The sequence below is a fragment of the Providencia hangzhouensis genome, assembly GCF_029193595.2.
Taxonomy (GTDB): domain Bacteria; phylum Pseudomonadota; class Gammaproteobacteria; order Enterobacterales; family Enterobacteriaceae; genus Providencia; species Providencia hangzhouensis.
Map to the genome: position 1 here is coordinate 4,210,432 of NZ_CP135052.1, position 24,516 is coordinate 4,234,947.

Here is a 24,516-nt window from a genome sequence, read left to right on the forward strand (position 1 = left end):
AATGGACTGTACCAATTACTGATGACGATCAGTGTATGGTAACAGAGACAGGTAGCGAGCGCGCTTGATAGCACGAGCGAGCTGGCGTTGATATTTTGCACGAGTACCGGTGATACGGCTTGGTACAATTTTACCACTTTCAGTGATATAGTTTTTCAGCGTTGCGATATCTTTATAGTCGATCTCTTGAACGCCTTCCGCTGTGAAACGGCAGAACTTGCGACGACGGAAATAACGTGCCATATGGCTAGTCTCCAGAATCTATCAAATCAATCTGCTCGGCATGGAGGACAATCTTGCTGATCCCATTGCGCCCTTGATGGGTACTAATGAAACCGCTTACTGTAATCCAACTGCCGACCGTTATACTGTGAGTATGGGCTTGTAAGGTTTGTCCGCTGGCGATAATGGGCATTCTGCACCATGCTTGCCTTAACAGTCCTGCTTCCAGCTGCTGTGAACGATGTTCTAAAACAAACTGGCAGTGAGGAATGCCTGACGGACTCACTTTTCGAATCAATGCTTTACAGACTATGCCTGTTAACACCAAACGATTAGTGGTCACCTGCGCAATTACTCTTCAGAATCCCCAGTTTCTTCTACTTCTTCATCCTGATATTCATCAGACATGTCACGGCCACGACGTTCGTCTTTAGCTTTGACCATTGGAGAAGCTTCTGTTACTGCGTGTTTTAAGCGCATAACCATGCTGCGGATAACGGCATCGTTGAAGCGGAAGTTAGTTTCCAGCTCATCAATCGCTTCCTGCGGCGCTTCTACGTTCAGAAGAACATAGTGTGCTTTGTGCAGTTTATTGATTGGGTAAGCCAGTTGACGGCGGCCCCAGTCTTCCAGACGGTGAATCTGACCTTGTGCGTTAGTGATAACAGCACTGTAACGCTCGATCATGCCCGGAACCTGTTCGCTTTGGTCAGGATGGACCATAAAAACGATTTCGTAATGACGCATTAGTAGTTGCTCCTTACGGATTATTAGCCTCCTGTCTGGGTTAACCGCGGCCCGCGGAGGCAAGGAACTTATTGAGTGCGGCTAAAAAATTGACGCGTAACTATACCCATCCCTGAGATAAAACTCAAGAGATGGATACCGTTTTACATTAAATATTATTTTTCTACAGAAACAGGTAAGCGCTGACGCACCGCTTCAAATAAACAAACCCCTGTCGCCACTGACACATTTAATGATGACACAGAGCCCGCCATTGGAATACTAATTAACTCATCACAGTGCTCACGAGTTAAACGGCGCATGCCTTCGCCTTCAGCTCCCATAACTAAGGCTATCGAGCCAGTTAATTTGCTTTGGTATAAATTATGGTCAGCTTCACCCGCCGTTCCCACAATCCATACATTGTATTCTTGTAGCAAACGCAATGTCCTTGCCAGATTCGTCACACGAATAAGTGGAACATTTTCTGCCGCGCCACAGGCCACTTTTTTCGCGGTTGCATTAAGCTGAGCAGATTTATCTTTAGGAACAATCACAGCATGAACGCCAGCGGCATCAGCGCTACGTAAACACGCGCCTAAGTTATGAGGGTCTGTCACGCCATCCAATACCAATAAAAATGGCGATGGTGTGCTCTCCAATAAATCAGGCAGGTCACCTTCTTGATACTGTTTACCCGGTAATACTTTCGCAATGATACCTTGGTGAACGGCGCCTTCGGTTTGGCTATCCATCCATTGACGGTTCGCTACTTGAACAACAACACCTAATGCTTCGATTTCATGCACCAGCGGCATTAATCGGCGGTCTTCACGACCTTTCAAAATATAGACTTCTTTAATGCGTTGCGGTGAACGCTCAAGTAAGGCTTTCACTGCGTGAATGCCATAAATCATTTCGCTCATAAATTTCTTATTTATATTAATAAATAGTAAAGTGGCGTGTTAGCGCCACTTTGGTTAATAACGATGGTTAATAACTACAGCAATACCATTATCCCTCTTGTTTTTGGGATTTTTTTGCAACGCGTTTAGCTTTTAATTTTGCTGTAATTTTTCTGGTTTTATCGGAAGGCTTTTTGCCTTTTCCTTTCCCTTTCGCCTCTGGCTTAGCCTCAGCTTTTTTTCCTTTTTTATCGGAACGACGAAATGCAGAATCAGGCTCGAAGTTTTTATCTTTACTCGCATCCGCTTTTCGACGAGCTGGGCGTGTAGCATTTTTAACTTCTTGCTTCATTTTGTCCCGCGCCGTTTTGCCCGGGTTTTTCGCTTTCCGAGTGGTTGAAATTAATGCGAAATCGATGGTGCGTTCATCCATATGCACCGCTTCAACACGAATTTCCACTTCATCGCCAAGACGGTAAGTGGTACCTGATGATTCACCAATTAAACGCTGACCGACCGCATCATAACGATAGTAGTCATTATCCAACGTTGAAATATGCACTAAACCATCAATAAATAAATCATTAAGGCGAACAAAGAAGCCAAAACCGGTCACACTGGTAATTAAACCTGTAAAGGTTTGGCCTACTTGGTCCTGCATGAAATCACATTTCAGCCAGTCAGCCACATCACGTGTTGCTTCATCAGCACGGCGCTCAGTCATTGAGCAGTGCTCGCCAAGCTGTAACATGCTATCCATGTCTGAATGCCAGCCACCCGTTTCCGTCCAGCGTTTATCTGAATGACCATGTTCTTTAGCCAGCAGATATTTTATCCCGCGGTGTAACGTCAGGTCTGGGTAACGACGAATTGGTGATGTAAAGTGAGCATACGATTTCAAACCTAGACCAAAGTGACCACGATTTTCAGGATCATAAATCGCTTGTTTCATTGATCGTAAAATCATGGTTTGTAGTAATTCATGATCAGGGCGTTCAGCCACTTCATTCATTACCTGCGCATAATCTTTCGGCTCCGGCTTCATTCCGCCCGGCAGAGTCAACCCTAATTCACTAAAAACAGAGCGTAAATTCATCACGCTTTCTTCTTTAGGGCGGTCATGCACACGGTACAATGCAGGCTCTTCATTTTTCTCAACGAACCGAGCCGCCGCAATGTTAGCCAAAATCATGCACTCTTCAATCAATTTATGTGCATCATTGCGCTCTACTGGCTCAATACTTTCAATACGTCGCTCCGCATTAAAAATAAATTTCGCTTCTTCAGATTCAAAAGAAATCGCACCACGCTCAATACGTGCAGCATCAAGTGCTTTATATAATTGATGCAAATGCTCAATATGTGGCACTAGCGCTTTATAGTGCTCGCGCAGTTCTTCGTCTCCTTCCAAGATTTTCCATACTTTTGTATAAGTTAACCTTGCATGAGAACTCATAACCGCTTCATAGAACTTGTATGAAGAAAGCTTACCAGATGCCGACACCGTCATTTCACACACCATACACAGGCGGTCAACACCAGGGTTAAGTGAGCACAGACCGTTCGATAAGACTTCCGGTAGCATAGGAACGACTTGAGATGGGAAATATACCGAATTACCGCGGCTACGCGCTTCTGTATCCAGAGCCGTTTGTGGGCGGACATAATAGCTTACATCCGCAATCGCCACCCATAAGCGCCAGCCACCGCCTTTCTTCGGTGCACAGTACACTGCATCATCAAAGTCACGAGCATCTTCACCATCAATCGTGACTAACGGTAAGTCGCGTAAATCCACGCGCCCTTTTTTCGCAGACTCAGGGACATGTTCACTTAGGTCAGCGACTTGTTTTTCAACTTGTGGTGGCCATGAATGTGGGATTTCATGAGTACGTAAAGCGATTTCCACCGCCATACCTGTGCCCATTGTTTCGCCTAATACTTCAATGATATTCCCCACCGCTTGCGAGCGACGTTGTGGACGAGTGACTAATTCAACCACCACCACATTACCCATTCGAGCGCCAAGAACACGATCTTTCGGTATCAAAATATCAAAGCTTAAACGGCTATCATCCGGTACGACAAACCCCATCCCCGATTCGATAAAATAGCGACCAACAATTTGGTTATTACGCGGCTCTAACACACGAACAACCCGAACTTCTGTACGCCCTTTACGATCTTGCCCATAAGGTTGCGCCAAGATAACGTCCCCATGCATGGCGCGTTTCATTTCATCTTGAGATAAATAGTAATCTTCTTTTTTACCATCAACACGTAGGAAGCCGTAACCATCACGGTGACCAATGACTTTCCCTTTTAATAAGTCTAAACGCTCCGGTAAGGCATAACACTGACGGCGAGTGAAGACCAGTTGACCATCACGTTCCATGGCTCTTAACCGACGACGTAATGCCTCTAATTCATCTTCTGTCGATAAATTCAATAATTGTGCGATTTCTTCGCGGTTAGCTGGTGCAGTACGCTTCGAGATAAGGTCAAGAATATATTCTCGACTTGGAATTGGGGACTCGTATTTTTCTGCTTCTCTTTCCTGAAAAGGATCTTGTGACATCGTTACCTCCGTTGTCATCAGAATTCATAACTACCGCAAATGCTAATCAAGCAGTAGTTGATAGAGCGGGCTGTTATCTTTCACCATGTCCGCCAGCGTGTATTGATCAAGTTCTTGTAAAAACTGCTGTATTGCTTGGTGTAGCACACCTTTTAAACGACACGCAGGTGTAATGTGGCAAAACTCACCACTACAATTAACAAGAGTCAGGGGTTCTAATGCTCTAACAACGTCCCCTATACGAATTGATTCTGCTGGTTGTCCTAGTGTAATCCCGCCATTTTTGCCACGAGTGGCTTTAATATAACCTAAGTGACTGAGCTGATTAATAATTTTTACCATATGGTTACGAGATACACCGTAGACCTCGGTGACCTCAGTAATACTGGTCATTTTCCCTTCACCCAGAGAAGCCAGATAAATAAGAGCTCGTAACCCATAATCTGTAAAACTAGTCAGTTGCACAATCACCTCAAAATTTTAGCTATAACGCTGTTGGCCGCAAATCAGTGGCCTAAAAACATGTGACTTCTTTTAAAATTCACATTTACTATTTCTAACCCAACACATTCAGTTTTCTGAATAAAATATAGCATGCTAATAAATTATATGTTGCTAAATACAGTTTAACGTATAACACAGGTCAAATATGCATTTAATTGCACAGAATTTGCACACAAAAGTGACTTAATTCAATCATTATGGGGAATTTTGACTGTTTTATCAAAGAAGCGACATATTGGAAGGAGGTAAAGCAGTAAAAAAACTGCGCCCGTTTAAGGCGCAGTCAGTGTTATTACTCAACATCAAATGGATCACGCAGGATCATGGTCTCTGAACGATCTGGGCCCGTTGAAATAATATCAACTGGAATACCCGTTAGTTCTTCAACACGTTCGATGTAATTCAGAGCTGCTTGTGGCAGTAATTCTCTTTGTTTCACACCAAAAGTTGTTTCTTTCCAACCTGGCATTGATTCATAAACTGGCTCTAAACCATCCCACTCATCAGCAGCTAAAGGTGTTGTTTCTAACACTTTACCATCTGGACGGCGGTAGCCTACACAAATTTTGACTTCTTCTAAACCGTCTAAAACATCCAGTTTAGTCATACAGAAGCCTGACAGTGAGTTGATTTGTACCGCACGATTAATCGCAACGATATCTAACCAACCAGTACGGCGTTTACGGCCTGTAGTTGCACCAAATTCTTGGCCTTTTTCACGCAGGAACTCACCCACTTCGTCAAACAGCTCAGTAGGGAATGGGCCCGCACCAACACGTGTTGAGTAAGCTTTGATGATACCTAATACGTAGTTTACATAGCGAGGACCTAAACCAGAACCCGTCGCCACACCACCAGCTGTCGTATTTGAAGAGGTTACATAAGGATACGTACCGTGGTCGATATCTAATAATGTCCCTTGTGCGCCTTCAAACATCACTAATTCATTCTTCTGATTTGCTTTATAGAGCAGATCAGAAACATCAATTACCATGCCAGTTAAGATATCAGCCACAGCCATAATATCATCTAACGTTTTTTGGTAATCGACAGCAGGTTCTTTATAGTAATGAACAAGTTGGAAGTTGTGGTATTCAACGATTTCTTTTAATTTTTCTGCAAACGTTGCTTTATCGAATAAATCACCAACGCGCAAACCACGACGTGCAACTTTATCTTCATAAGCAGGACCAATACCACGACCTGTTGTCCCAATCGCTTTGGAACCACGAGCTTTTTCACGCGCATTATCTAATGCGATATGATAAGGCAGGATCAGTGGGCATGCTTCAGAAAGACGTAAACGTTCCCGAACAGGAACACCGCGGTCTTCCAATTCTTTCATCTCTTTCATTAATGCGTCTGGCGCTAAAACAACACCATTAGCAATAATGCTGATGACATTTTCACGAAGAATACCGGATGGAATTAAGTGGAGAACGGTTTTTTCACCGTTTACAACAAGAGTATGGCCAGCATTATGGCCGCCCTGATAGCGAACTACATATTTAGCACGCTCTGTCAGCAAGTCAACGATCTTGCCCTTCCCTTCGTCACCCCATTGGGTGCCCAGTACGACAACGTTCTTACCCATTTTGAAATACACTCGGTTGCTTAAAAATGAATTCTACCATCAAAAATGAACTGTTCCAGTGATATTTTGGCAATACAAAAATTTTTTTCTGGAAAGCAAGTAAAATGGTATTTTTTATTTCTGCCGTAAACTCAAAATGAATGCCATCAGTTGAGCAGCTCAAATTTTCCCTGAAAAATCCTATACTTAAAACGACAGGCGAAAAAAAGCCCACCGAAGCGGGCTTTTCTTTAATAGATTAACAGTTATTTTGCTAGGTTGCACGCAACTTAGCTTGTTATTAATCTGTCGCGCGAAGCTTAGTTGGCGCCTTCATAAAGCGGAAGAAGTCAGTGTCTGGGCTTAATACCATCACGTCTTCACCACTCTTGAAGCTTTGCTCATAGGCACGCAAGCTACGAATAAACGCATAGAACTCTGGATCTTGGTTGAATGCATCAGCAAACAGTTTCGTTGCCATCGCATCACCCTCACCTCGGTAAGTTAGAGCGGTACGTTCTGCTTCAGCCAACGTTTCTGTTACTGTTTTATCTGCAACAGCGCGGATCTTAGTCGCTTCTTCTTGACCTTGTGAACGATGTTGACGTGCAACTGCTTCACGTTCTGCACGCATACGCGCATAGATAGCTTCAGAAACTTCGTTTGGCAGCTCAATACGTTTAATACGTACATCGACAACCTCGATACCTAACGCCGCCATACTGTTTGCATTCACAACCAGTGGCTTCAGGTTCGTTTCCTCTTCAACACGTTTTGCTGCATCCGCAATCGCTGCATCCGCTTCTTTTGTTGAGTCGTCAATTGCAGTACCTTTGTTCAAAGCATCACGCACATCAACAGTTAAACGACCACGTGAATCAGTGATAATGTCTTTAACGCTTAAACGACCAAACTCAGAACGTAAACGGTCACTAAATTTACGTTTTAACAGTGTTTCCGCTTGGAATGGATTACCACCGCCAGTCGCTACATAATAACGACTGAAATCAGTAACACGCCATTTCAGGTAGGAGTCCACCATTAAGTCTTTGTTTTCACTTGTCAGATAGCGGTCAGCTTGAATTTCAAGAGTCTGAATACGTGCATCCAACATTTTCACAGTTTCAATAAATGGAACTTTGAAATGCAGACCCGGCTCATAAATGATCGGTTTGTTTTCAGAGTCACGTAGAACTTTACCAAAACGCAATACGATACCGCGGTCAGTTTGAGGAACAATAAAGATAGATGCGTATGCAACTGCCAAGATGGCAATAACGATAACAATTAGCGATTTACGCATGATTATTGTCTCCCTACTCTAACAGCATCACCACGAACAGCGTTATTTGGCTGTGCTGGTGTTGCAGCAGATGATGACGAACTATTGCTTGGCGTCGCCATTCTTGCTGACGGATTAGCTTTTGACGTTGAAGCCGCATCTGAATTTGTACCGCGCATGATTTGATCCAGCGGCAACACTAACATGCTGTTGCTCTTATCATTCGCAATCACTTTACGTGTATTACTTAACACACGCTCCATTGTGTCGATATACAAACGCTCACGGGTGATTTCTGGCGCAGCACGATATTCAGGTAACATTTTCGCAAAACTTGCCACCTCACCCTCTGCTTTGAAGACCACACTCGCTTTATACGCTTCGGCTTCTTCAATTAGGCGTTGTGCGTTACCTTTTGCCAGAGGAAGAACTTCATTTCGATAAGCGTGCGCTTCACGAATGGTTTTTTGTTCTTCTTCCCTTGCTGAGATTACGTCATCAAATGCCGCTTTAACATCTTCAGGTGGACGCGCTGCTTGGAAGTTAACGTCAAGCAGTGTGATACCCATCTTGTATGGTGCAATTGTTGCTTCGAGCTCTTTTTGTGTAACATCACGGATAAAAGCACGATTCGTAGTCAGTACTTGCTCCATCGCAGACTGACCGATTACACCACGCACAGCACTATCTAGCGCCTGACGCAGACTATTGTCTGGGTTTGTGACACTAAATAAATATTGCGCAGGGTCGGTAACACGATATTGAACGTTCATTTCAACGCGGATCACGTTTTCATCTGACGTTAACATCATGCCATTTGTCGCTTGTTCACGCACGGTTTCTACGTTGACAGGAATGACCCTATCAATGAAGGTTGGTTTCCAGTTCAAACCAGGCCCAACAATACCACTATATTCACCAAAACGTAATACTACGCCACGGTCACTTTCTTTGATGGTGTAGAAGCCTGAACCTGCCCATACAACAACGATAGCAGCAAGAGCTAACATACCTAAACGGCCACTGATTTGTGATGGTTGTTTATTATCACCATCACCACCGCCGCCTTTATTTCCACCAAGCTTGCTGCCTAGTTTACGAAAGAGATCGTCGAGATCATAAGCCCCACGTTTTCGACCACCTTTGTTCCCGCCAGAGTTGCCGCCTTTATTGCCGCTTCCCCACGGATCGCGGTCTTGTCCGTCATTACCGGGCTGATTCCACGCCATGTTTTAGCTCCATTCTTTATGATTGATTTTCAGGGCTAAGAGCGATAGGGCTCTTAATATCAATTCCATTGCCTAACTATATTATTAACGGCCAAATTATTAACGGCCAAAGCATTATTAATAACCAAAGCGATTAAATAACATAGTCAGGTAATTGCTGCTCTTGTTTGCACAGACGCCGCCAATCCACCATTGGCATACGCACCTCAAGGCCAATTGAGCCGTCTTCTTCCTGCCATTCACGTTCGATTGACTGAAGTTGATAGAAACGGCTACGTAAACGGCCTTCATTCGGTGGTAAACGCAATTCAACATGTGCGATTTCACCTGAAAGACGTTCCGTCAATGCCTGTAGCAACAATGGGATACCATCGCCCGTTTGCGCTGAAACCCAGACACGAACCGGCTTGTTATCCTCATCTCTGTCAATACGCGGGACAAAATCCTCCAGCATATCAACTTTGTTCATCACTAAAAGTGTTGGTATTTCATCCGCTTCGATTTCTTCTAACACACTTTCAACTGCATGAATATTTTCATCCAAGCGATTGTCAGCTGCATCGATAACGTGCAGCAATAACGTTGCTTCACGTGTTTCTTGCAGGGTTGCTTTAAAAGCTGCAACCAAATCATGGGGTAAATGGCGGATAAAACCCACAGTATCTGCAAGAACGACAACACCAACATCTTCTACATCAATACGACGAAGTGTTGGGTCAAGTGTTGCAAATAACTGGTCAGCAGCATAAACATCAGCGGCCGTCATGCGGTTAAACAAGCTAGACTTACCAGCATTGGTATAACCGACAAGCGAAATAGTCGGGATATCTGCCTTACTTCTCGCTTGACGCCCTTGTTCACGCTGTTTTTCCACCCGACTAAGACGAGATAAGATTTGTTTAATTTTATCTCTTAATAGCCGGCGGTCAGTTTCAAGTTGAGTTTCACCGGGGCCTCGTAAACCAATCCCGCCTTTTTGTCGCTCTAAGTGCGTCCATCCCCTCACTAAGCGAGTCGATAAATGCCTTAATTGAGCCAATTCAACTTGAAGCTTACCTTCGTGTGTACGTGCGCGTTGAGCAAAAATATCTAAAATTACCCCTGTACGGTCAACCACCTTACATTGGCAAATCCTTTCGAGATTACGTTCTTGAGCAGGGCTTAGAGTATGATTAAACAACACCACATCTGCACCACTTTCCTCAACAGCTTGGGCAATTTCTTCTGCTTTACCTTCCCCAACAAAAAACTTTGGATGAGGAGCTTTACGACTGCCCGTGACTATTTGTACTGGTTTTACCCCAGCAGATGTCACAAGTGACTCAAATTCTGCCAGATTATCAACGTCTTTCTCTTGAGAAAAAAAGACATGGACTAATACAGCTAGTTCACCGCCTTCATACCTATCAAACAAGGTGTAACCTCTTAGGCTAAACAATAATTGCAAAGGAAAAACACAGGTACAGTCTCCCTACCCATGCTTTCCTTGTCTTTTAGCGTACAAACTTACTCAGTTACTTCGCCATCTTGCGCTGCAGGGTTACCTGAATGGTAATTACCATTACCAGTGCTACCCGCAGTACCGCTATGATGAGAAACAGGGCGAGCAGGGACAACAGTCGAGATAGCGTGTTTATAAACCATCTGGCTAACTGTGTTTTTTAATAAAATGACAAATTGGTCAAAAGACTCAATTTGCCCCTGCAATTTGATGCCATTAACGAGATAAATAGAGACCGGAACCCTTTCACGACGTAATGCGTTCAGGAACGGATCTTGCAAAGATTGCCCCTTAGCCATTCTATGTTTTCCTTATTTTGTTGTTTTTAAAAGAGAATCTTTTAGATTCCAAAAAGTAACTACTCAAAAATTGCGCTTAACGTTCTAATTGTACACAAACATCAGTCCTATGCACGCATAACCTGCATAACGGTGCTAAGCGCTTGCTGAGGTTGTTCACTATCTAGCCAATGAACATTCTCCCAGCTTCTTAACCAGGTAATTTGACGTTTTGCCAATTGGCGAGTTGCACAAATCCCCCGATAAATCATTTCATCATGGCCAATTTCACCATCTAAATATGACCACATTTGCCGATACCCCACACAACGAATTGAAGGGAGGTCAACATGTAAATCATTTCGTTGATGTAACTTGCGAACTTCTTCTTCAAAACCCGCATCTATCATCAGATGAAAACGTTGTTCTATGCGCTCATGTAAAATTTTACGATCTTGTGGCGCAATAGCAAACTGAAACACATTATAAGGCAATTCTTCCCCTGCTGTTTGTATCATTTCAGTCAAAGTTTGTCCCGAAATGAGATATACCTCTAAAGCACGGGATAATCTTTGTGGGTCGTTAGGGTGAATCCTTGCCGCGGCAACTGGGTCAACCTCAGTAAGACGACGGTGAATCTCCCCCCACCCTTGTTCTTTCGCAATGTGTTCAATTTCAGTACGAACTGCTTGGTCAGCTGAAGGAAGAGGTGAAAGCCCTTCTAATAAGGCTTTAAAATACAACATTGTGCCGCCAACTAATAATGGAATTTTACCTTGTGAGGTAATTTCAGCCATGGCATTTAATGCGTCACGGCGAAAATCGGCAGCACTGTATGGTAGAGACGGATCGAGGATATCAATCAGACGATGGGGAGCTTGGCTGAGTTCTTCTGTTGTTGGTTTTGCTGTGCCAATATCCATCCCTCGGTAAATTAATGCCGAATCGACACTAATAATTTCCACAGGCAAATGCTTGCGAAGTTCTATCGCCAAAGCGGTTTTACCTGAGGCCGTCGGACCCATTAGGAATATTGCGTCAGGTTTTTTCTGAGTTGCTAAATCACTCATTTGTTAGTGTAGCTACCACGGATTGTAAATTAATTAATTGTAATAATGTTGGTGGAGGGTTTTTCACCCACTGCGGACATACCCGCTCAACATCAGCCAGCAACTGAACAGCCTGTGCTAAACTCCAACTTTCTTCTGTTTTAACCTGTGAAACTGCTTTAGCGAGCCATTGTGCTATCTCTTCGTCAGTGACACTTTCTTTTCTCGATAAAAAATCGAGTAGCTCAGAAAAAAGCTGTGATAAATTTTGTGTTCTTAATGGTAACGATACCGTATGAATTGTTACTTTTCCATGTAATATCGTGGCTTCGATACCAAATATTGTCAATTGTTCCTTGTACCGCTGTAAAACCTCTATTTCATCATTTTTAAGTGACAATTTTAGAGGTATTAACAATGGTTGGGGCTTTAAGGCTCCACCACTCGGTGACAATTGTGACAACTTCAATAAATAATTAGCTTCCGTTAAGGATAACAGGATTAGCCCCAACGAAGACTCAATTAATGCAAAGTTTTTTGCGTAAATTGTCAATACTTTGCCAAAAAGGTAGTTATCCGCATTTTTTGCTACAGGTTGTGAGGATATTTGCGGTGAACTGATTGGGTTACGTTCAGGAAAAAGCGGCTTTTTATCTTCAGGAGCAACCGGAATGGACATTAAGCTCTGATACAGTTCGCCTGCTTTTTTGTCATAAGTTGAGCCAAACGTTTTTGCTGGTACATTTTCTGAAAAACCTGACGTTGATTTCGGCGAAGAAAAAGCGTGATTTTTAGCATTATCCTTTAAGTGGCTAGCCTGCTTATAAGGTGTTTTAGGCTCTAGAAGGGTATTCTCGACTATCGTCTTGTTTTCTGCCTTATGTTGCTTAGGAGCCACACTAGGAGAAGAAAAATAATTTCCCCCCGCAGAAGGCCGATTTTCCAGTTCTGTATTTACAGGTTCGATACCCGGAAGCTCATCAATAGATGCGGCTTCTAATAATACTGTTCGTACCGCTTGATAAATAAAATCATGTACCAGACGAGCTTGGTGAAAACGAACCTCATGTTTTGCTGGGTGTACGTTAACATCAACTTGTTTTGGGTCAATGGTCAAATACAGGACATAAGCTGGCTGCTGGTTTTCGTCTAAATGCCCTTCATAAGCTTGACGAATAGCATGATTAATCAGGCGATCACGCATCATACGGCCATTGACATAGCAATATTGTGTTTCACTACCCGACGTCATTGATGGAGAAACGACCCACCCTTTGATAGCAAGATCGCTATGTTCCCAAGACAACGCCAAAGCGCCTTGCATAAAGCCCGTTCCACAAATCGTCCCAAGACGCCTCTCTTGCTGTGCCTCATCATGAGCCGCTCGGTATTGCTTTACTAATTTCCCATTGTGAGTCAGGTTGATAGCCACATCAGGGCGAGAAAGCGCAATTCGGCGAACAATTTCATCGATATGACCGAATTCAGTTTTTTCTGTGCGCATAAATTTACGACGAGCTGGCGTATTATAGAATAAATCTAATACTTCAACCGTTGTGCCATTGGGATGCGCTGCGGGTTTAACTATTACCTCCATATCCCGACCTTCTGCATAGGATTGCCATGCTTCTGTCTGGTCTGCAGGCTTTGATGTCAACGTTAAACGTGAAACAGAACTGATACTCGCTAGTGCCTCACCGCGAAACCCCATACTCATAATGGCTTCAAGATCATCTAATGTGGCAATTTTACTGGTCGCATGGCGAGCTAAAGCCAAAATCAGTTCATCTTTACTGATACCACAACCATTATCACGAATACGGATCAGTTTTTCTCCACCGCGCTCAATGTCGATATCAATACGCGTTGCCCCTGCATCAAGACTATTCTCAACGAGCTCTTTAACCACTGACGCAGGCCTTTCAACCACCTCACCTGCTGCGATTTGGTTGGCAAGTTGTGGGGATAGAATATGTATAGCCATGCCTCCCCCTTATTGTGGCGCTGCTTGTATTGGATTCGCCAAGAAATATTGACGTAACCCTAAATGGATAGCTTCTGCAACTTTGTCTTGGAATTCATTCGATTTTAGCAACTGCTCTTCCGCTGCATTACTAATAAACCCAGTTTCGACTAAAATCGATGGGATATCAGGAGAACGCAATACACCTAAGCTTGCATGTTCAGGGGTTCTTTTGTGAATATTACCTACTTTTCGCAGCTGTTCGATCACTTTAACTGCAACATCGTACCCCACACGCTGAGAATGACCGAATTGTAAATCTAAAACGGCTTGGCTTAAGTAAGGGTCCGCGCCACTCAGTGCATCACCCGCCCCACCTAATAATTCCGATTGTTTTTCACGTTGTTCCAGCCAACTACCCAGTTCACTGTTTGCACGCCGATTAGACAATACCCATACTGATGCGCCCCGTGCACTGCTATTCGGAGCCGAGTCCGCGTGAATTGACACCAACATATTAGCCCCTTTCTTACGTGCCACATCAGAACGACCACTAACAGAAATAAAATAGTCACCGTCACGTGTCATCGCGGGCTTAAACATTGGGTCGGCTTCAAGGCGTTGGTATAATTTACGTGCGACGCTGAGAGTCACATCTTTTTCTTTATAACCATTCTTGCCTATCGCACCAGGGTCTTTTCCACCGTGTCCTGCATCAATAGCAATGACGACCTGCTTGCTACCCTTTGGCATATTTTTATATTTGGTTGGTGTTGGTGTAGCCACAGGTGCAGGGTTACTCATCTTCAATGGTTTATCTTGAGTATTATTTGCCGCTGGTTTAACTGTATTATTGGTTTGATTAAAAGAGGTAGAACCGGATGCATTTCCAGTCGATATCGTTAACACCAACTGATATTTACCTGAAACCTGTTTAAGTGTCGCTTTTGTTTTCGCTGCGCGAGATAGCTCTAAAACTAAGCGTTTGTGTTGGTTATCAGAAGGTTGGCTCGCCCGTACCAGTTTTACAAGGTCTCCTGCGGGAACTTTAAGTGGTAAACCAATAATCTCACCTCGTTGTTTGATATCAACAACAAGGCGCTCAGGTGAATGCAATGGGAAATAGGAGTAGTCGGGCTTACCATCAATAAAACTTAGCACCACTTCTGCTTGTGATGGGCTGTTATTAACTTGAATATTTGATAATGTTGCCGCTTGTGCTTTTGCTCCAAACAGCCACATAGCTGATGCCATAAACAAGACGAAAACAGTAAAAAAACCCTTTTTTGTTATTCTGTGGATTGATGCATTCAACATGAGCAATAGCTTCCTTAGAGTAGGGGTAATGCTTCTAACAACGACTCCCCATTGGCAGAAAAAGCAACAAAGTGAGCCTGACGCCCTTCGCCTTGATAGGTCAGATGGAGCTCAAGATCCGCTTCAGGTAAAAAACCTTTACCTTGTTGCGGCCATTCGACCAAACAGATCGAATTTCCAGAAAAATAGTCACGAATCCCCATAAATTCAAGTTCTTCAGGGTCTGCTAACCGATAGAGATCAAAGTGAAAAACTTGACGATCTGCTAATTCATAAGGTTCAACCAAAGTGTAGGTTGGGCTTTTTACGTGACCTTGATGGCCCAGCGCTTGTAAGAAACCTCGGCTAAAGGTGGTTTTCCCTGCTCCGAGATCACCATATAAGTGAATAATTGTGCCTTGATGGCAAGCCTTAGCGATAGCATTACCTAAAGCGACAGTTTGCGCTTCATTGGCAAGTTGTATTGTACGTTCTTTCATATTGTTCTTTTATTATGTCATTAATAGGCGGTGTCGCCTGTTTATCCTTTAAATGCATAGTTTATCTTGCTGATCAAAATGCATAAAGAGATATCAACAAACATCAATATTACTGCTTATCTTAACCTAAGATGGGGCTTTTTTCTTAATTAACATTGCTTGAATGATGAGTTCAGAAATATCCTATAATTGTTCTCAATATTGAAGGCATTTTTTCATGCGTTTTGATGAATAACGCAGGTCATGTTAGAGTGCCAGCCGTTTTAATCTTTCTCAATATAGGATCTGATGCCAAGATACCTCGATCTCGATCTTCTCGCTCAGAATATTAAACAATGGGGTGTTGAAGCAGGTTTCCAACAAGTCGGGATCTGCGATACTGACCTTTCAGCGGAAGAGCCCAAATTACAAGCATGGCTAGATAAACAATTTCATGGTGAGATGGAATGGATGAATCGCCATGGGATGATGCGAGCCAGACCACACGAACTGCACCCTGGCACGTTACGTGTCATTAGCGTGCGTATGAATTACTTGCCTGCCAAAGCCGCATTTGCTAGTACATTAAATAACCCTGAATTAGGTTATATCAGCCGTTATGCCCTAGGGCGAGACTACCACAAATTATTAAAAAAACGTCTAAAACAACTTTCAGATCGTATTTTAGACTATTGTCGTGAATTTAACGGAGTGATACTGGCCGATGGCACCACCATTGACGATCTTAATTTTCGACCTTTTGTCGACTCTGCGCCAATCTTAGAGCGCCCTCTCGCCGTCAAAGCGGGTTTAGGATGGACAGGAAAACATTCATTAGTCTTAAATCGTGAAGCAGGATCTTGGTTTTTTCTCGGTGAATTATTGATTAATTTACCCGTTTCTGTTGATAAACCTGTCGAAGAAGATTGCGGCCGCTGTGTTGCTTGTATGACAACTTGCCCAACAGGTGCAATTGTCGAACCTTACACCGTAGATGCTAGGCGCTGTATTTCTTATCTTACCATTGAGCTAGATAGTGCTATCCCTGAAGAATTTCGCCCTCTAATGGGAAATCGGATCTACGGTTGTGATGACTGCCAGCTTATTTGCCCGTGGAACCGTTTTTCCCAGCTAACTGATGAAGATGATTTCAGTCCAAGAAAGGACTTACATACACCAAAGTTGCTCGACTTGTTCTCATGGGATGAAAAAACCTTTTTAAAGGTGACCGAAGGCTCTGCAATCCGCCGCATTGGTTATATTAAGTGGTTGCGAAATATCAGTGTGGCGCTAGGTAACGCACCTTATCAAGACAGTATTGTACTGGCTTTACAAAATAGGTTGGGAATTAACGAAATGCTAGATGAGCACTTCCAATGGTCTATACAACAACAGCTTAATCGACGTAATGCAAACCAAGTCACAATTCAAACTTCACAGCAAAAACGCCTTGTACGTGCTATTAACAAAGGTTTACCGAGAGATGCATAGAAAAAAGTCAGCTATATACCTGAAATGAAGAATTGTCAAATTGATGTGAATAAAGTAAAAAGTGCTTAGCAGACAATAGGTAAAGAATTTGCAAGATGTGCTAGCCGCATTTTGACAAAATAAATCACTTAACAAATAAATCAATAAGTTACAACAATGCTATTTAAATACTAGAATTAAATAGCACAACAGAAATTTGTTAATTAGCCTGTGGATAACTCTGTGTAATAAGTTATTTCAAATCGCGATAAAAACCCAGATTGATTGAGCGGGCTGTGGATAACTTTCTAATGGCACATTGAAAAGAAAAATACTGATTTTACGTTTACTAGCAATACAAAAGTTACCAAAAAACAAGACTAAAATGAAAAGTGACTCGAAGTAAATAAAAAAGCATATTTTTGTTTATTATTTAAACTTCTAATCATCATCTTAGAGATGGAAGCAAAACACCCTATTGCTAAGGGGTGGCTATTCTATGGCGACCTGAAAACGAATGCAAGAGGAAATCTGGATCTGATCCAAAAAAGATCGCAAAACCCATGTAGATCCTAGTGTTCAAGATATAAAAGGATAAAAACAGTGAACAAGCGCAATTCATATGCACACTAGGTGATTCTACTTAAGTTAAATAGGTATTGTGTAAGAATTAATTAAGAAGAAAAGTTAAGAGACTAAGAAAATATTGGAGCGGGAAACGAGACTCGAACTCGCGACCCCGACCTTGGCAAGGTCGTGCTCTACCAACTGAGCTATTCCCGCATTTGGTGGGTACTACTTTGACTAAAACACTAAGAAAGTTTGGAGCGGGAAACGAGACTCGAACTCGCGACCCCGACCTTGGCAAGGTCGTGCTCTACCAACTGAGCTATTCCCGCATCACGAAAATAGTGCTTTAGCTAAAACATCAAAAAATTTGGAGCGGGAAACGAGACTCGAACTCGCGACCCCGACCTTGGCAAGGTCGTGCTCTACCAACTGAGCTATTCCCGCATCACATTTTTGGATGTTTCACGTGCCGACTTAATAACAAAAACTTCATCGGTACGGGGAGCGCATTATACGAAAAATTCAGATACTAGCAAGCCCTTACACTCAAAATTTTTATTTTTTTATTCGTTTGCTGACAATTCAATCACAATGGTGATTTTATCAACACCCGTTGTAATAAATTGATTTCAATAAGTTAACATTGTTAACTTATTGGGAGAGAACAGCTTATGAAAGCCGCTCAAGTGAAGTGAACCCACAAAGTTGGACACTTTTAGTTAAGCGGCTTATTCGTTAATTTAATATTTATTCTTTAATAAATGTTTCTCGATAATAAGCCAGCTCAGCAACTGATTCACGAATATCATCAAGGGCCTGATGAGTATTTTTCTTAGTAAAACCCGCTAGAATTTCAGGTTTCCATCGGCTAGCAAGCTCTTTTAATGTACTGACATCAAGATAGCGATAATGAAAATAGCTTTCTAATTCAGGCATGTAGTTGAACAAAAAACGTCTATCTTGCCCAACACTATTACCACAGATTGGGGATGCCCCTTGAGGAACCCATTTTTCTAAAAACGCAATCGTGGCTAACTCAGCTTCACGCTCACTCACGGTACTTTTGCGTACACGTTCAACTAAGCCGCTATTAGTGTGGGTGTTTACATTCCACTCATCCATCAAAGCGAGTTGTTCATCCGTTTGATGTACTGCAATTACAGGGCCTTCTGCTAAAATATTAAGATGACTATCTGTTACAATGGTCGCTATTTCAATAATACGATCACGAACAGGATCGAGCCCCGTCATTTCTAAATCGATCCAAATTAAATTATTCTCATTCTTTTGCATGATATACCCTAACTGCATTCTATGAAGTTAAGGTATGATAGCACTCTTCATGCCATCAGTGACAGGCGTGAGTAACCCCCTAAAATACAGCCCATAGTAAAGAGAGGACAGGTGGCTAAACAGAAACTTTCGAAAGGCCAACAGCGCCGAGTTCAAGAAAATCATCAAAAAAGACTTAAAAAGCAAAAAACAGTTGAAATTGATGATAGCCAATTAGGTGAAGCACAAGAAGGCTTAGTCATTAGCCGTTTTGGGCAGCATGCTGATATTCAAGCAAGTGACGGGACTATCCAACGCTGTAACTTGCGCAGAACGATTTCGTCCCTCGTTACAGGGGATAATGTGGTGTGGCGACCAGCCTTGAACACACAAAGTGATATCAAAGTAAATGGCATCGTCGAAGCGGTTCACGAGCGCCGTTCTGTTCTAACTCGTCCCGATTATTATGATGGCTTAAAACCGATTGCCGCTAACATTGACCAAATTGTTGTGGTTTCAGCTATTTTACCTGAGCTTTCGCTGAATATTATTGACCGCTATTTAGTTGCCTGCGAAACCACCGGGATTAAGCCTGTTATCGTTCTCAATAAAGTCGACCTACTCGACGACGAAAACCGTGAGTGGGTAAGCGATTTAATGACAATTTATCGTGATATTGGCTATCAAGTTCTCGAAGTTTCAAGCCATACCAATGAAGGCATGGAAGCGCTTACTAACGCGCTAGCAGGTAAAGTATCTGTATTTGTTGGTCAGTCTGGTGTGGGCAAATCCAGTTTATTAAATGCATTACTCCCACATAACGAAGAAGCGATTTTAGTTAATGAGGTTTCAGACAACTCAGGGCTAGGACAACATACAACAACAACAGCTCGTTTATATCACTTCCCATTGGGCGGCGATGTGATTGACTCCCCTGGTGTCCGTGAGTTTGGTTTATGGCATCTAACAACGGAACAAGTGACCAAAGGATTTGTCGAATTTAAAGATTACCTTGGCGGCTGTAAATTCCGTGACTGTAAACATTTAGATGACCCTGGTTGCCTGTTACGTGAAGCCGTAGAAGCAAATAAAATTGCTGAATCACGCTTTGAAAACTACCATCGCATTTTAGAAAGCATGGAACAAATCAAACCTCGTGGTAATTTTACGGCGAAAGATAAATAATGTTAGTGAGTGCTTACAAATAACTCACTAACGCTAAACCCGCTCTAAATAATTTAATGATGGTTAGCCAATGATGCGGCCGTTTGAAATATGACGAGTAAACTGTGTACAATAGCCGCCCTTTTGCTAACATACCTTTAAAAATCAGAGGTTAACGTGCTAGATAAAATTAAAATTCGCTTGCAATATATGCTTCCAAAACAATGTCTTACTGAATTTGCAGGCTGGTTCGCAAGTCGCAATGCGGGTTTCATGACGCAATGGGCAATTAAACTGTTCGCAAAAGTCTATAAAGTGAACATGAATGAAGCGCAAAAAAGTGAGCTTACTGCTTATGCCACTTTTAATGATTTCTTTATCCGTCAGCTAAAAGAAGGCGCTCGCCCAATTGTGGAGAAAGAACACCAACTTGCTCAACCTGCTGACGGTACAGTTAGTCAATTAGGCCCAATAAATGATGACCTTATCTTCCAAGCTAAAGGCCATAATTACACAGTTGAAGCGTTACTTGCTGGCCAATACCAATTAGCAGAGCATTTTCGTGGTGGTGACTTTATTACCACTTACCTCTCCCCAAGTGACTATCACCGTGTACACATGCCATGTGATGGTTTACTCAAAGAGATGATTTATGTGCCAGGCGATTTATTCTCTGTAAATCCATTAACGGCACAAAATGTTCCCAACCTGTTTGCACGAAATGAACGCTTGATTTGTGTTTTTGACACCCCTGTTGGCTTAATGGTACAAATCCTTGTAGGTGCAACCATCGTTGGTAGTATTGAGACGGTTTGGAGCGGTTGCGTCAATTCCAGTCGTGAAGGCGTCATTAAGCGCTGGGTTTACCCTGAGTTGGACTCTGAAGGTGCCGTTTTCTTGAAAAAAGGTGAGGAAATGGGGCTGTTTAAACTGGGCTCAACGGTGATTAATTTATTTGAACCTAACAAAGTGATATTTAATTCATCACTGATCCCCGGTTATGCAACTCGTATGGGCGAATTACTCGCTGAAACTGTTGCAAATACAGTAACAGAAGAACCTGCTGACGCTTAATTAAATTATTATCCCTTGAAGGAGCTCCTCACTGTGCGTGTGATTATCAGTTTTTTTCTTAGCCTGTTAATCGTTTTTTCTTCCGTTGCAGCACCGACTGCAGCGCAGGATGAAGCACAGATTAAGCAGGAGCTCAAACAACTTGAGTCAAGTACCAACCCCAAAGATGCAGAGATAGCACAAGCATTACAGGGTGCTTTGAATTGGATGAGTGAAACACGTGATTCCGATGCAAAGGCCAAGTCTTATCAAGAAGCCATTGATAACTTTCCTAGAATTATCAAAGAAATAAGACAAAAAATCCTCAATGAAAGTGATGAACCAGCACCTATACCTGTGGGTATCAGCTTAGGTGAACTTGAACAACGTATTATTCAGCTTAGCAGCCAATTACTCGATCAAAGCCGCTTAACTCAGCAAGAGCAAGATAAAGGCCGCGAAATCAGTGAATCACTAAGTATTCTGCCACAACAACTTTCTGAAGCTAGACGCTTACTCACTGAAGCCTCTTCGCGCTTTCAGTCTCTGAGTACACCCTCAACGCCATTAGCCGATGCCCAGTACACGTTAGCTCAAGCCGAAGTAAGTGCTCGCAAATCAACAGTTAATGAACTGGAAATGGCGCAGCTTTCTGCCAATAACCGCCAAGAAATCTCACGCCTTACGTTGGAGTTATACAAAAAACGCTATCAACGTATGGAACTTGAGTTACAAAACCTGCGTGATTTCCAAAATACCCAACGCCAACAAAAAGCAATTTTAGCGTTAGAACATACCGAGATGTTGGCTGCGCAAGGTGAACTGACCCCATTTTTAACTGAGCAGCTTGATATTAACCGTAAAATGTCTCAGGAATTAACCGCTCAGGCACAGCGCATGAGCGCAATCACCAATAGCCAAGCTGAAATTTCAACGAGTATCCGCGATGCTCGACAAGCGCTCACAACTATTCGCGAGCAAGCTCAGTGGATCAGCAGCTCAAGTACATTAGGGGAAGCGCTCAGAACACAACTCTCCCGTTTGCCTGATATTCCAAAGAGCCAACAGCTTGATCGGGAAATGGCTGATTTACGCGTTCAACGCTTAAATTATGAAGATAGCCTCGATAGGCTAAGTAAAATAGATACAACCGAGCAAGAAAGCGAGCATGAGCTCAATACAGCTCAAGTACAAGTTTATCAGTCATTGATTAAAACCCGCCGTGAGCTACTAACCTCTTTAATTTCAGGTCTCGATGCTGAAATGTTAGAGCTAACAAAGCTCAATGTCGCCACTGGGCAATTGACCGATGCATTAAAAGAAGTCAAAGATGCTTCAAACCGTTATCTTTTCTGGGTCGCAGATGTTCCGCCAATAAGCATCAGCTATCCTGTCATGTTAGTAACGGATATTACTCAATTACTTTCTCTGGATACCTTGTCCCAACTGGCTGGTGCTCTACGTGTTATGCTGACAACACAAGATACATTTTTGTATCTTTTAGGTTCGATAGCATTAGTCATTTTCAGTATTAGCACTCGCAAGCACTACCAAGCATTTCTTGACCGCTCCAGTTTACGGATTGGTAAGGTGACACAAGACCGGTTTTACTTAACCATTCGAACTATTTTTTGGTCAATAATTGTTGCTCTTCCTCTCCCTATGATGTGGTCAGCCATCGGTTATGGCTTACAAAGTGCATGGCAATATCCCATGGCCGCGGCGATAGGTTATGGTGTCAGTGCGACGACACCTTTACTATGGCTGTTTATGATCAGCGAAACCTTTTCTCGCCCTACTGGGTTATTTATTTCTCACTTCGGTTGGGACAAAGATTCTGTTAAACGTGCGATGCGTTATTACCGAATGGCGATTTTTGTCATCGTTCCACTCGTGATGGCAATTATTACCTTTGAACATTATAGCGATAGGGAATTTGCAGCTAGTATTGGCCGCTTATGCTTTATCTTTTTATGTGTCGCACTTAGCTTAATTACCAACAACTTACGCCGCTCACAAATCCCTCTCTACTTAGATAGACATGGCTCCGGTGAGAATATTGTTAATAAAGCATTGTGGTGGATGATATTACTCGCACCTATCGTTGCTGGGTTCTTCTCCATTTTAGGTTATTTTTCAACTTCACAGGCCTTGCTTGCTCGTTTAGAAACCTCTGTCGCCATTTGGTTTGTTATCCTTATCGTTTATCATACGATCCGTCGTTGGATGTCAATGCAGCGCCGTAAATTAGCCTTCGAGCGTGCGAAACAACGCCGTGCTGAGATATTAGCTCAACGTGCTAAAGGTGAAGATGATAGCCAGCAAGCAAACGCCAGTAGCGAAGGAAATATTGATATCGAAGAACAGGTTATCGACTTAGATACCATCAGTACCCAATCCGTTGGGTTAGTTCGTTCGATTTTAACCATGATTGCCTTGGTCTCATTGATTTGGCTGTGGTCCGAGCTACATACCGCATTCTCTTTTCTTGAAAATATTCGCTTATGGGATGTGACATCAACGGTTAATGGCGTTGATACCGTACAACCTATCACCATGGGGTCTATTTTCATTGCCATTTTGACTATTATCGTTACCGCACAATTGGTTCGTAACTTACCGGCTTTGCTTGAGCTGGCCGTACTCCAACATTTGGATTTAACACCAGGTACTGGTTACGCCATTAGCACATTAACAAAGTATACGATAACTATTATAGGGACCATTGTTGGCTTCTCTATGTTAGGAATTGAGTGGTCAAAACTGCAATGGCTTGTTGCGGCAATGGGGGTCGGGCTTGGTTTTGGTTTACAAGAAATTTTCGCCAATATTATCTCAGGGTTAATGATCTTATTTGAGAAACCGATCCGGATTGGAGACACAGTAACTATCCGTAACTTGACGGGGAGTATTACCAAGATCAACACCCGTGCTACTACGCTGACAGACTGGGATAGAAAAGAAATTATTGTGCCAAATAAGGCATTTATTACTGAACAATTTATTAACTGGTCACTGTCTGACACGATCACACGTATTGTCATGACTATTCCTGCACCTTCTGATGCCAATAGTGAATTAGTAACAGATACCATTTTACGTGCAGCCAAACGCTCTACGATGATTTTAGATAACCCAGCACCTGAAGTATATCTTGTTGATTTACAACAAGGTATTCAGATTTTTGAATTACGTGTCTATGCCGCTGAAATGGGCCATCGGTTACCTGCGCGTCATGAAATTCACCAAAACATCTTAGTTTCCTTTGCTGAACAAGGAATTACCTTGCCATTCCCACCATTCCAAGCAAGGGTGGATGTCCGTGATAATTCTCTGCAAAGTGCGACAAACAATCTTTCAGGGCGTAATCCTAGTCGTAAGTCAGGGGAATTGTAAGCCGTA

General features: G+C 42.8%; 20 protein-coding genes and 3 tRNA genes. 4 read left to right on the forward strand and 19 right to left on the reverse strand.

Annotated elements, in window-relative coordinates; translation table 11 throughout:
- Positions 1-15: 15 nt before the first annotated feature.
- The 15 genes from rpsR to tsaE form a co-directional block, all read right to left on the reverse strand.
- Positions 16-243 (reverse strand): 30S ribosomal protein S18, encoded by a 228-nt coding sequence (gene rpsR / locus PZ638_RS19260; protein ID WP_000135199.1) that lies wholly within the window; start codon positions 241-243, stop codon positions 16-18.
- A gap of 4 nt (positions 244-247) precedes the next feature.
- Complete coding sequence (gene priB / locus PZ638_RS19265) at positions 248-565, reverse strand: primosomal replication protein N (RefSeq protein ID WP_094961667.1); 318 nt, start codon at positions 563-565, stop codon at positions 248-250.
- A gap of 8 nt (positions 566-573) precedes the next feature.
- Positions 574-969 carry a 30S ribosomal protein S6 gene (rpsF, locus tag PZ638_RS19270; RefSeq protein ID WP_004905988.1) on the reverse strand — a complete coding sequence of 132 codons (396 nt, stop codon included), beginning with the start codon at positions 967-969 and terminating at the stop codon, positions 574-576.
- Positions 970-1,124: 155 nt separating this feature from the next.
- Entirely contained in the window at positions 1,125-1,874 is a 750-nt protein-coding gene (gene rlmB, locus PZ638_RS19275) for a 23S rRNA (guanosine(2251)-2'-O)-methyltransferase RlmB (RefSeq protein WP_144139693.1), read from the reverse strand.
- 88 nt (positions 1,875-1,962) lie between these two features.
- A complete protein-coding gene (rnr, locus tag PZ638_RS19280) occupies positions 1,963-4,431 on the reverse strand; it encodes a ribonuclease R (protein ID WP_036958793.1) in 2,469 nt (822 codons plus the stop codon).
- Between the two features lie 42 nt (positions 4,432-4,473).
- Positions 4,474-4,896, reverse strand: a complete 423-nt coding sequence (gene nsrR / locus PZ638_RS19285) for a nitric oxide-sensing transcriptional repressor NsrR (RefSeq protein ID WP_004907407.1) — start codon at positions 4,894-4,896, stop codon at positions 4,474-4,476.
- A gap of 331 nt (positions 4,897-5,227) precedes the next feature.
- Complete coding sequence (locus tag PZ638_RS19290) at positions 5,228-6,529, reverse strand: adenylosuccinate synthase (protein WP_004905994.1); 1,302 nt, start codon at positions 6,527-6,529, stop codon at positions 5,228-5,230.
- 280 nt (positions 6,530-6,809) lie between these two features.
- A complete protein-coding gene (gene hflC, locus PZ638_RS19295) occupies positions 6,810-7,811 on the reverse strand; it encodes a protease modulator HflC (RefSeq protein ID WP_004905999.1) in 1,002 nt (333 codons plus the stop codon).
- A gap of 2 nt (positions 7,812-7,813) precedes the next feature.
- Complete coding sequence (gene hflK / locus PZ638_RS19300) at positions 7,814-9,019, reverse strand: FtsH protease activity modulator HflK (protein ID WP_094961668.1); 1,206 nt, start codon at positions 9,017-9,019, stop codon at positions 7,814-7,816.
- A 133-nt stretch (positions 9,020-9,152) separates the two neighbouring features.
- A complete protein-coding gene (hflX, locus tag PZ638_RS19305) occupies positions 9,153-10,433 on the reverse strand; it encodes a ribosome rescue GTPase HflX (RefSeq protein ID WP_004906004.1) in 1,281 nt (426 codons plus the stop codon).
- 92 nt (positions 10,434-10,525) lie between these two features.
- The gene (gene hfq, locus PZ638_RS19310; protein WP_004906005.1) at positions 10,526-10,819 is read right to left on the reverse strand and encodes an RNA chaperone Hfq; all 294 of its coding nucleotides are present in this window, start codon (positions 10,817-10,819) and stop codon (positions 10,526-10,528) included.
- Between the two features lie 107 nt (positions 10,820-10,926).
- Positions 10,927-11,868, reverse strand: a complete 942-nt coding sequence (gene miaA, locus PZ638_RS19315) for a tRNA (adenosine(37)-N6)-dimethylallyltransferase MiaA (RefSeq protein WP_004906008.1) — start codon at positions 11,866-11,868, stop codon at positions 10,927-10,929.
- On the reverse strand, positions 11,861-13,831 hold the full coding sequence (mutL, locus tag PZ638_RS19320; protein WP_094961669.1) for a DNA mismatch repair endonuclease MutL: 1,971 nt from the start codon (positions 13,829-13,831) through the stop codon (positions 11,861-11,863). The genes miaA and mutL overlap by 8 nt, the downstream gene beginning before the upstream one ends.
- Before the next feature lie 9 nt (positions 13,832-13,840).
- A complete protein-coding gene (amiB, locus tag PZ638_RS19325) occupies positions 13,841-15,127 on the reverse strand; it encodes an N-acetylmuramoyl-L-alanine amidase AmiB (protein ID WP_094961670.1) in 1,287 nt (428 codons plus the stop codon).
- A 14-nt stretch (positions 15,128-15,141) separates the two neighbouring features.
- Entirely contained in the window at positions 15,142-15,606 is a 465-nt protein-coding gene (tsaE, locus tag PZ638_RS19330) for a tRNA (adenosine(37)-N6)-threonylcarbamoyltransferase complex ATPase subunit type 1 TsaE (protein WP_004906013.1), read from the reverse strand.
- A gap of 288 nt (positions 15,607-15,894) precedes the next feature.
- Between tsaE and queG the strand changes: the two genes are divergently transcribed.
- Entirely contained in the window at positions 15,895-17,076 is a 1,182-nt protein-coding gene (queG, locus tag PZ638_RS19335) for a tRNA epoxyqueuosine(34) reductase QueG (RefSeq protein WP_094961671.1), read from the forward strand.
- A 686-nt stretch (positions 17,077-17,762) separates the two neighbouring features.
- On the opposite strand, the gene PZ638_RS19340 is transcribed toward queG, so the two are convergent.
- The 4 genes from PZ638_RS19340 to orn form a co-directional block, all read right to left on the reverse strand.
- Positions 17,763-17,838: transfer RNA gene (locus PZ638_RS19340), tRNA-Gly, on the reverse strand.
- Between the two features lie 40 nt (positions 17,839-17,878).
- Positions 17,879-17,954: transfer RNA gene (locus PZ638_RS19345), tRNA-Gly, on the reverse strand.
- Positions 17,955-17,993: 39 nt separating this feature from the next.
- A tRNA-Gly gene (locus PZ638_RS19350) sits at positions 17,994-18,069 on the reverse strand.
- 303 nt (positions 18,070-18,372) lie between these two features.
- Complete coding sequence (orn, locus tag PZ638_RS19355) at positions 18,373-18,918, reverse strand: oligoribonuclease (protein ID WP_272674598.1); 546 nt, start codon at positions 18,916-18,918, stop codon at positions 18,373-18,375.
- Positions 18,919-19,029: 111 nt separating this feature from the next.
- On the opposite strand from orn, the gene rsgA reads away from it, so the two are divergent.
- The 3 genes from rsgA (at position 19,030) to mscM (ending at position 24,510) form a co-directional block, all read left to right on the forward strand.
- Positions 19,030-20,082 (forward strand): small ribosomal subunit biogenesis GTPase RsgA, encoded by a 1,053-nt coding sequence (gene rsgA, locus PZ638_RS19360; protein WP_004906021.1) that lies wholly within the window; start codon positions 19,030-19,032, stop codon positions 20,080-20,082.
- A gap of 156 nt (positions 20,083-20,238) precedes the next feature.
- Entirely contained in the window at positions 20,239-21,135 is an 897-nt protein-coding gene (asd, locus tag PZ638_RS19365) for an archaetidylserine decarboxylase (protein ID WP_272674599.1), read from the forward strand.
- A gap of 33 nt (positions 21,136-21,168) precedes the next feature.
- A complete protein-coding gene (mscM, locus tag PZ638_RS19370; RefSeq protein ID WP_094962478.1) occupies positions 21,169-24,510 on the forward strand; it encodes a miniconductance mechanosensitive channel MscM in 3,342 nt (1,113 codons plus the stop codon).
- Positions 24,511-24,516 lie beyond the last annotated feature (6 nt).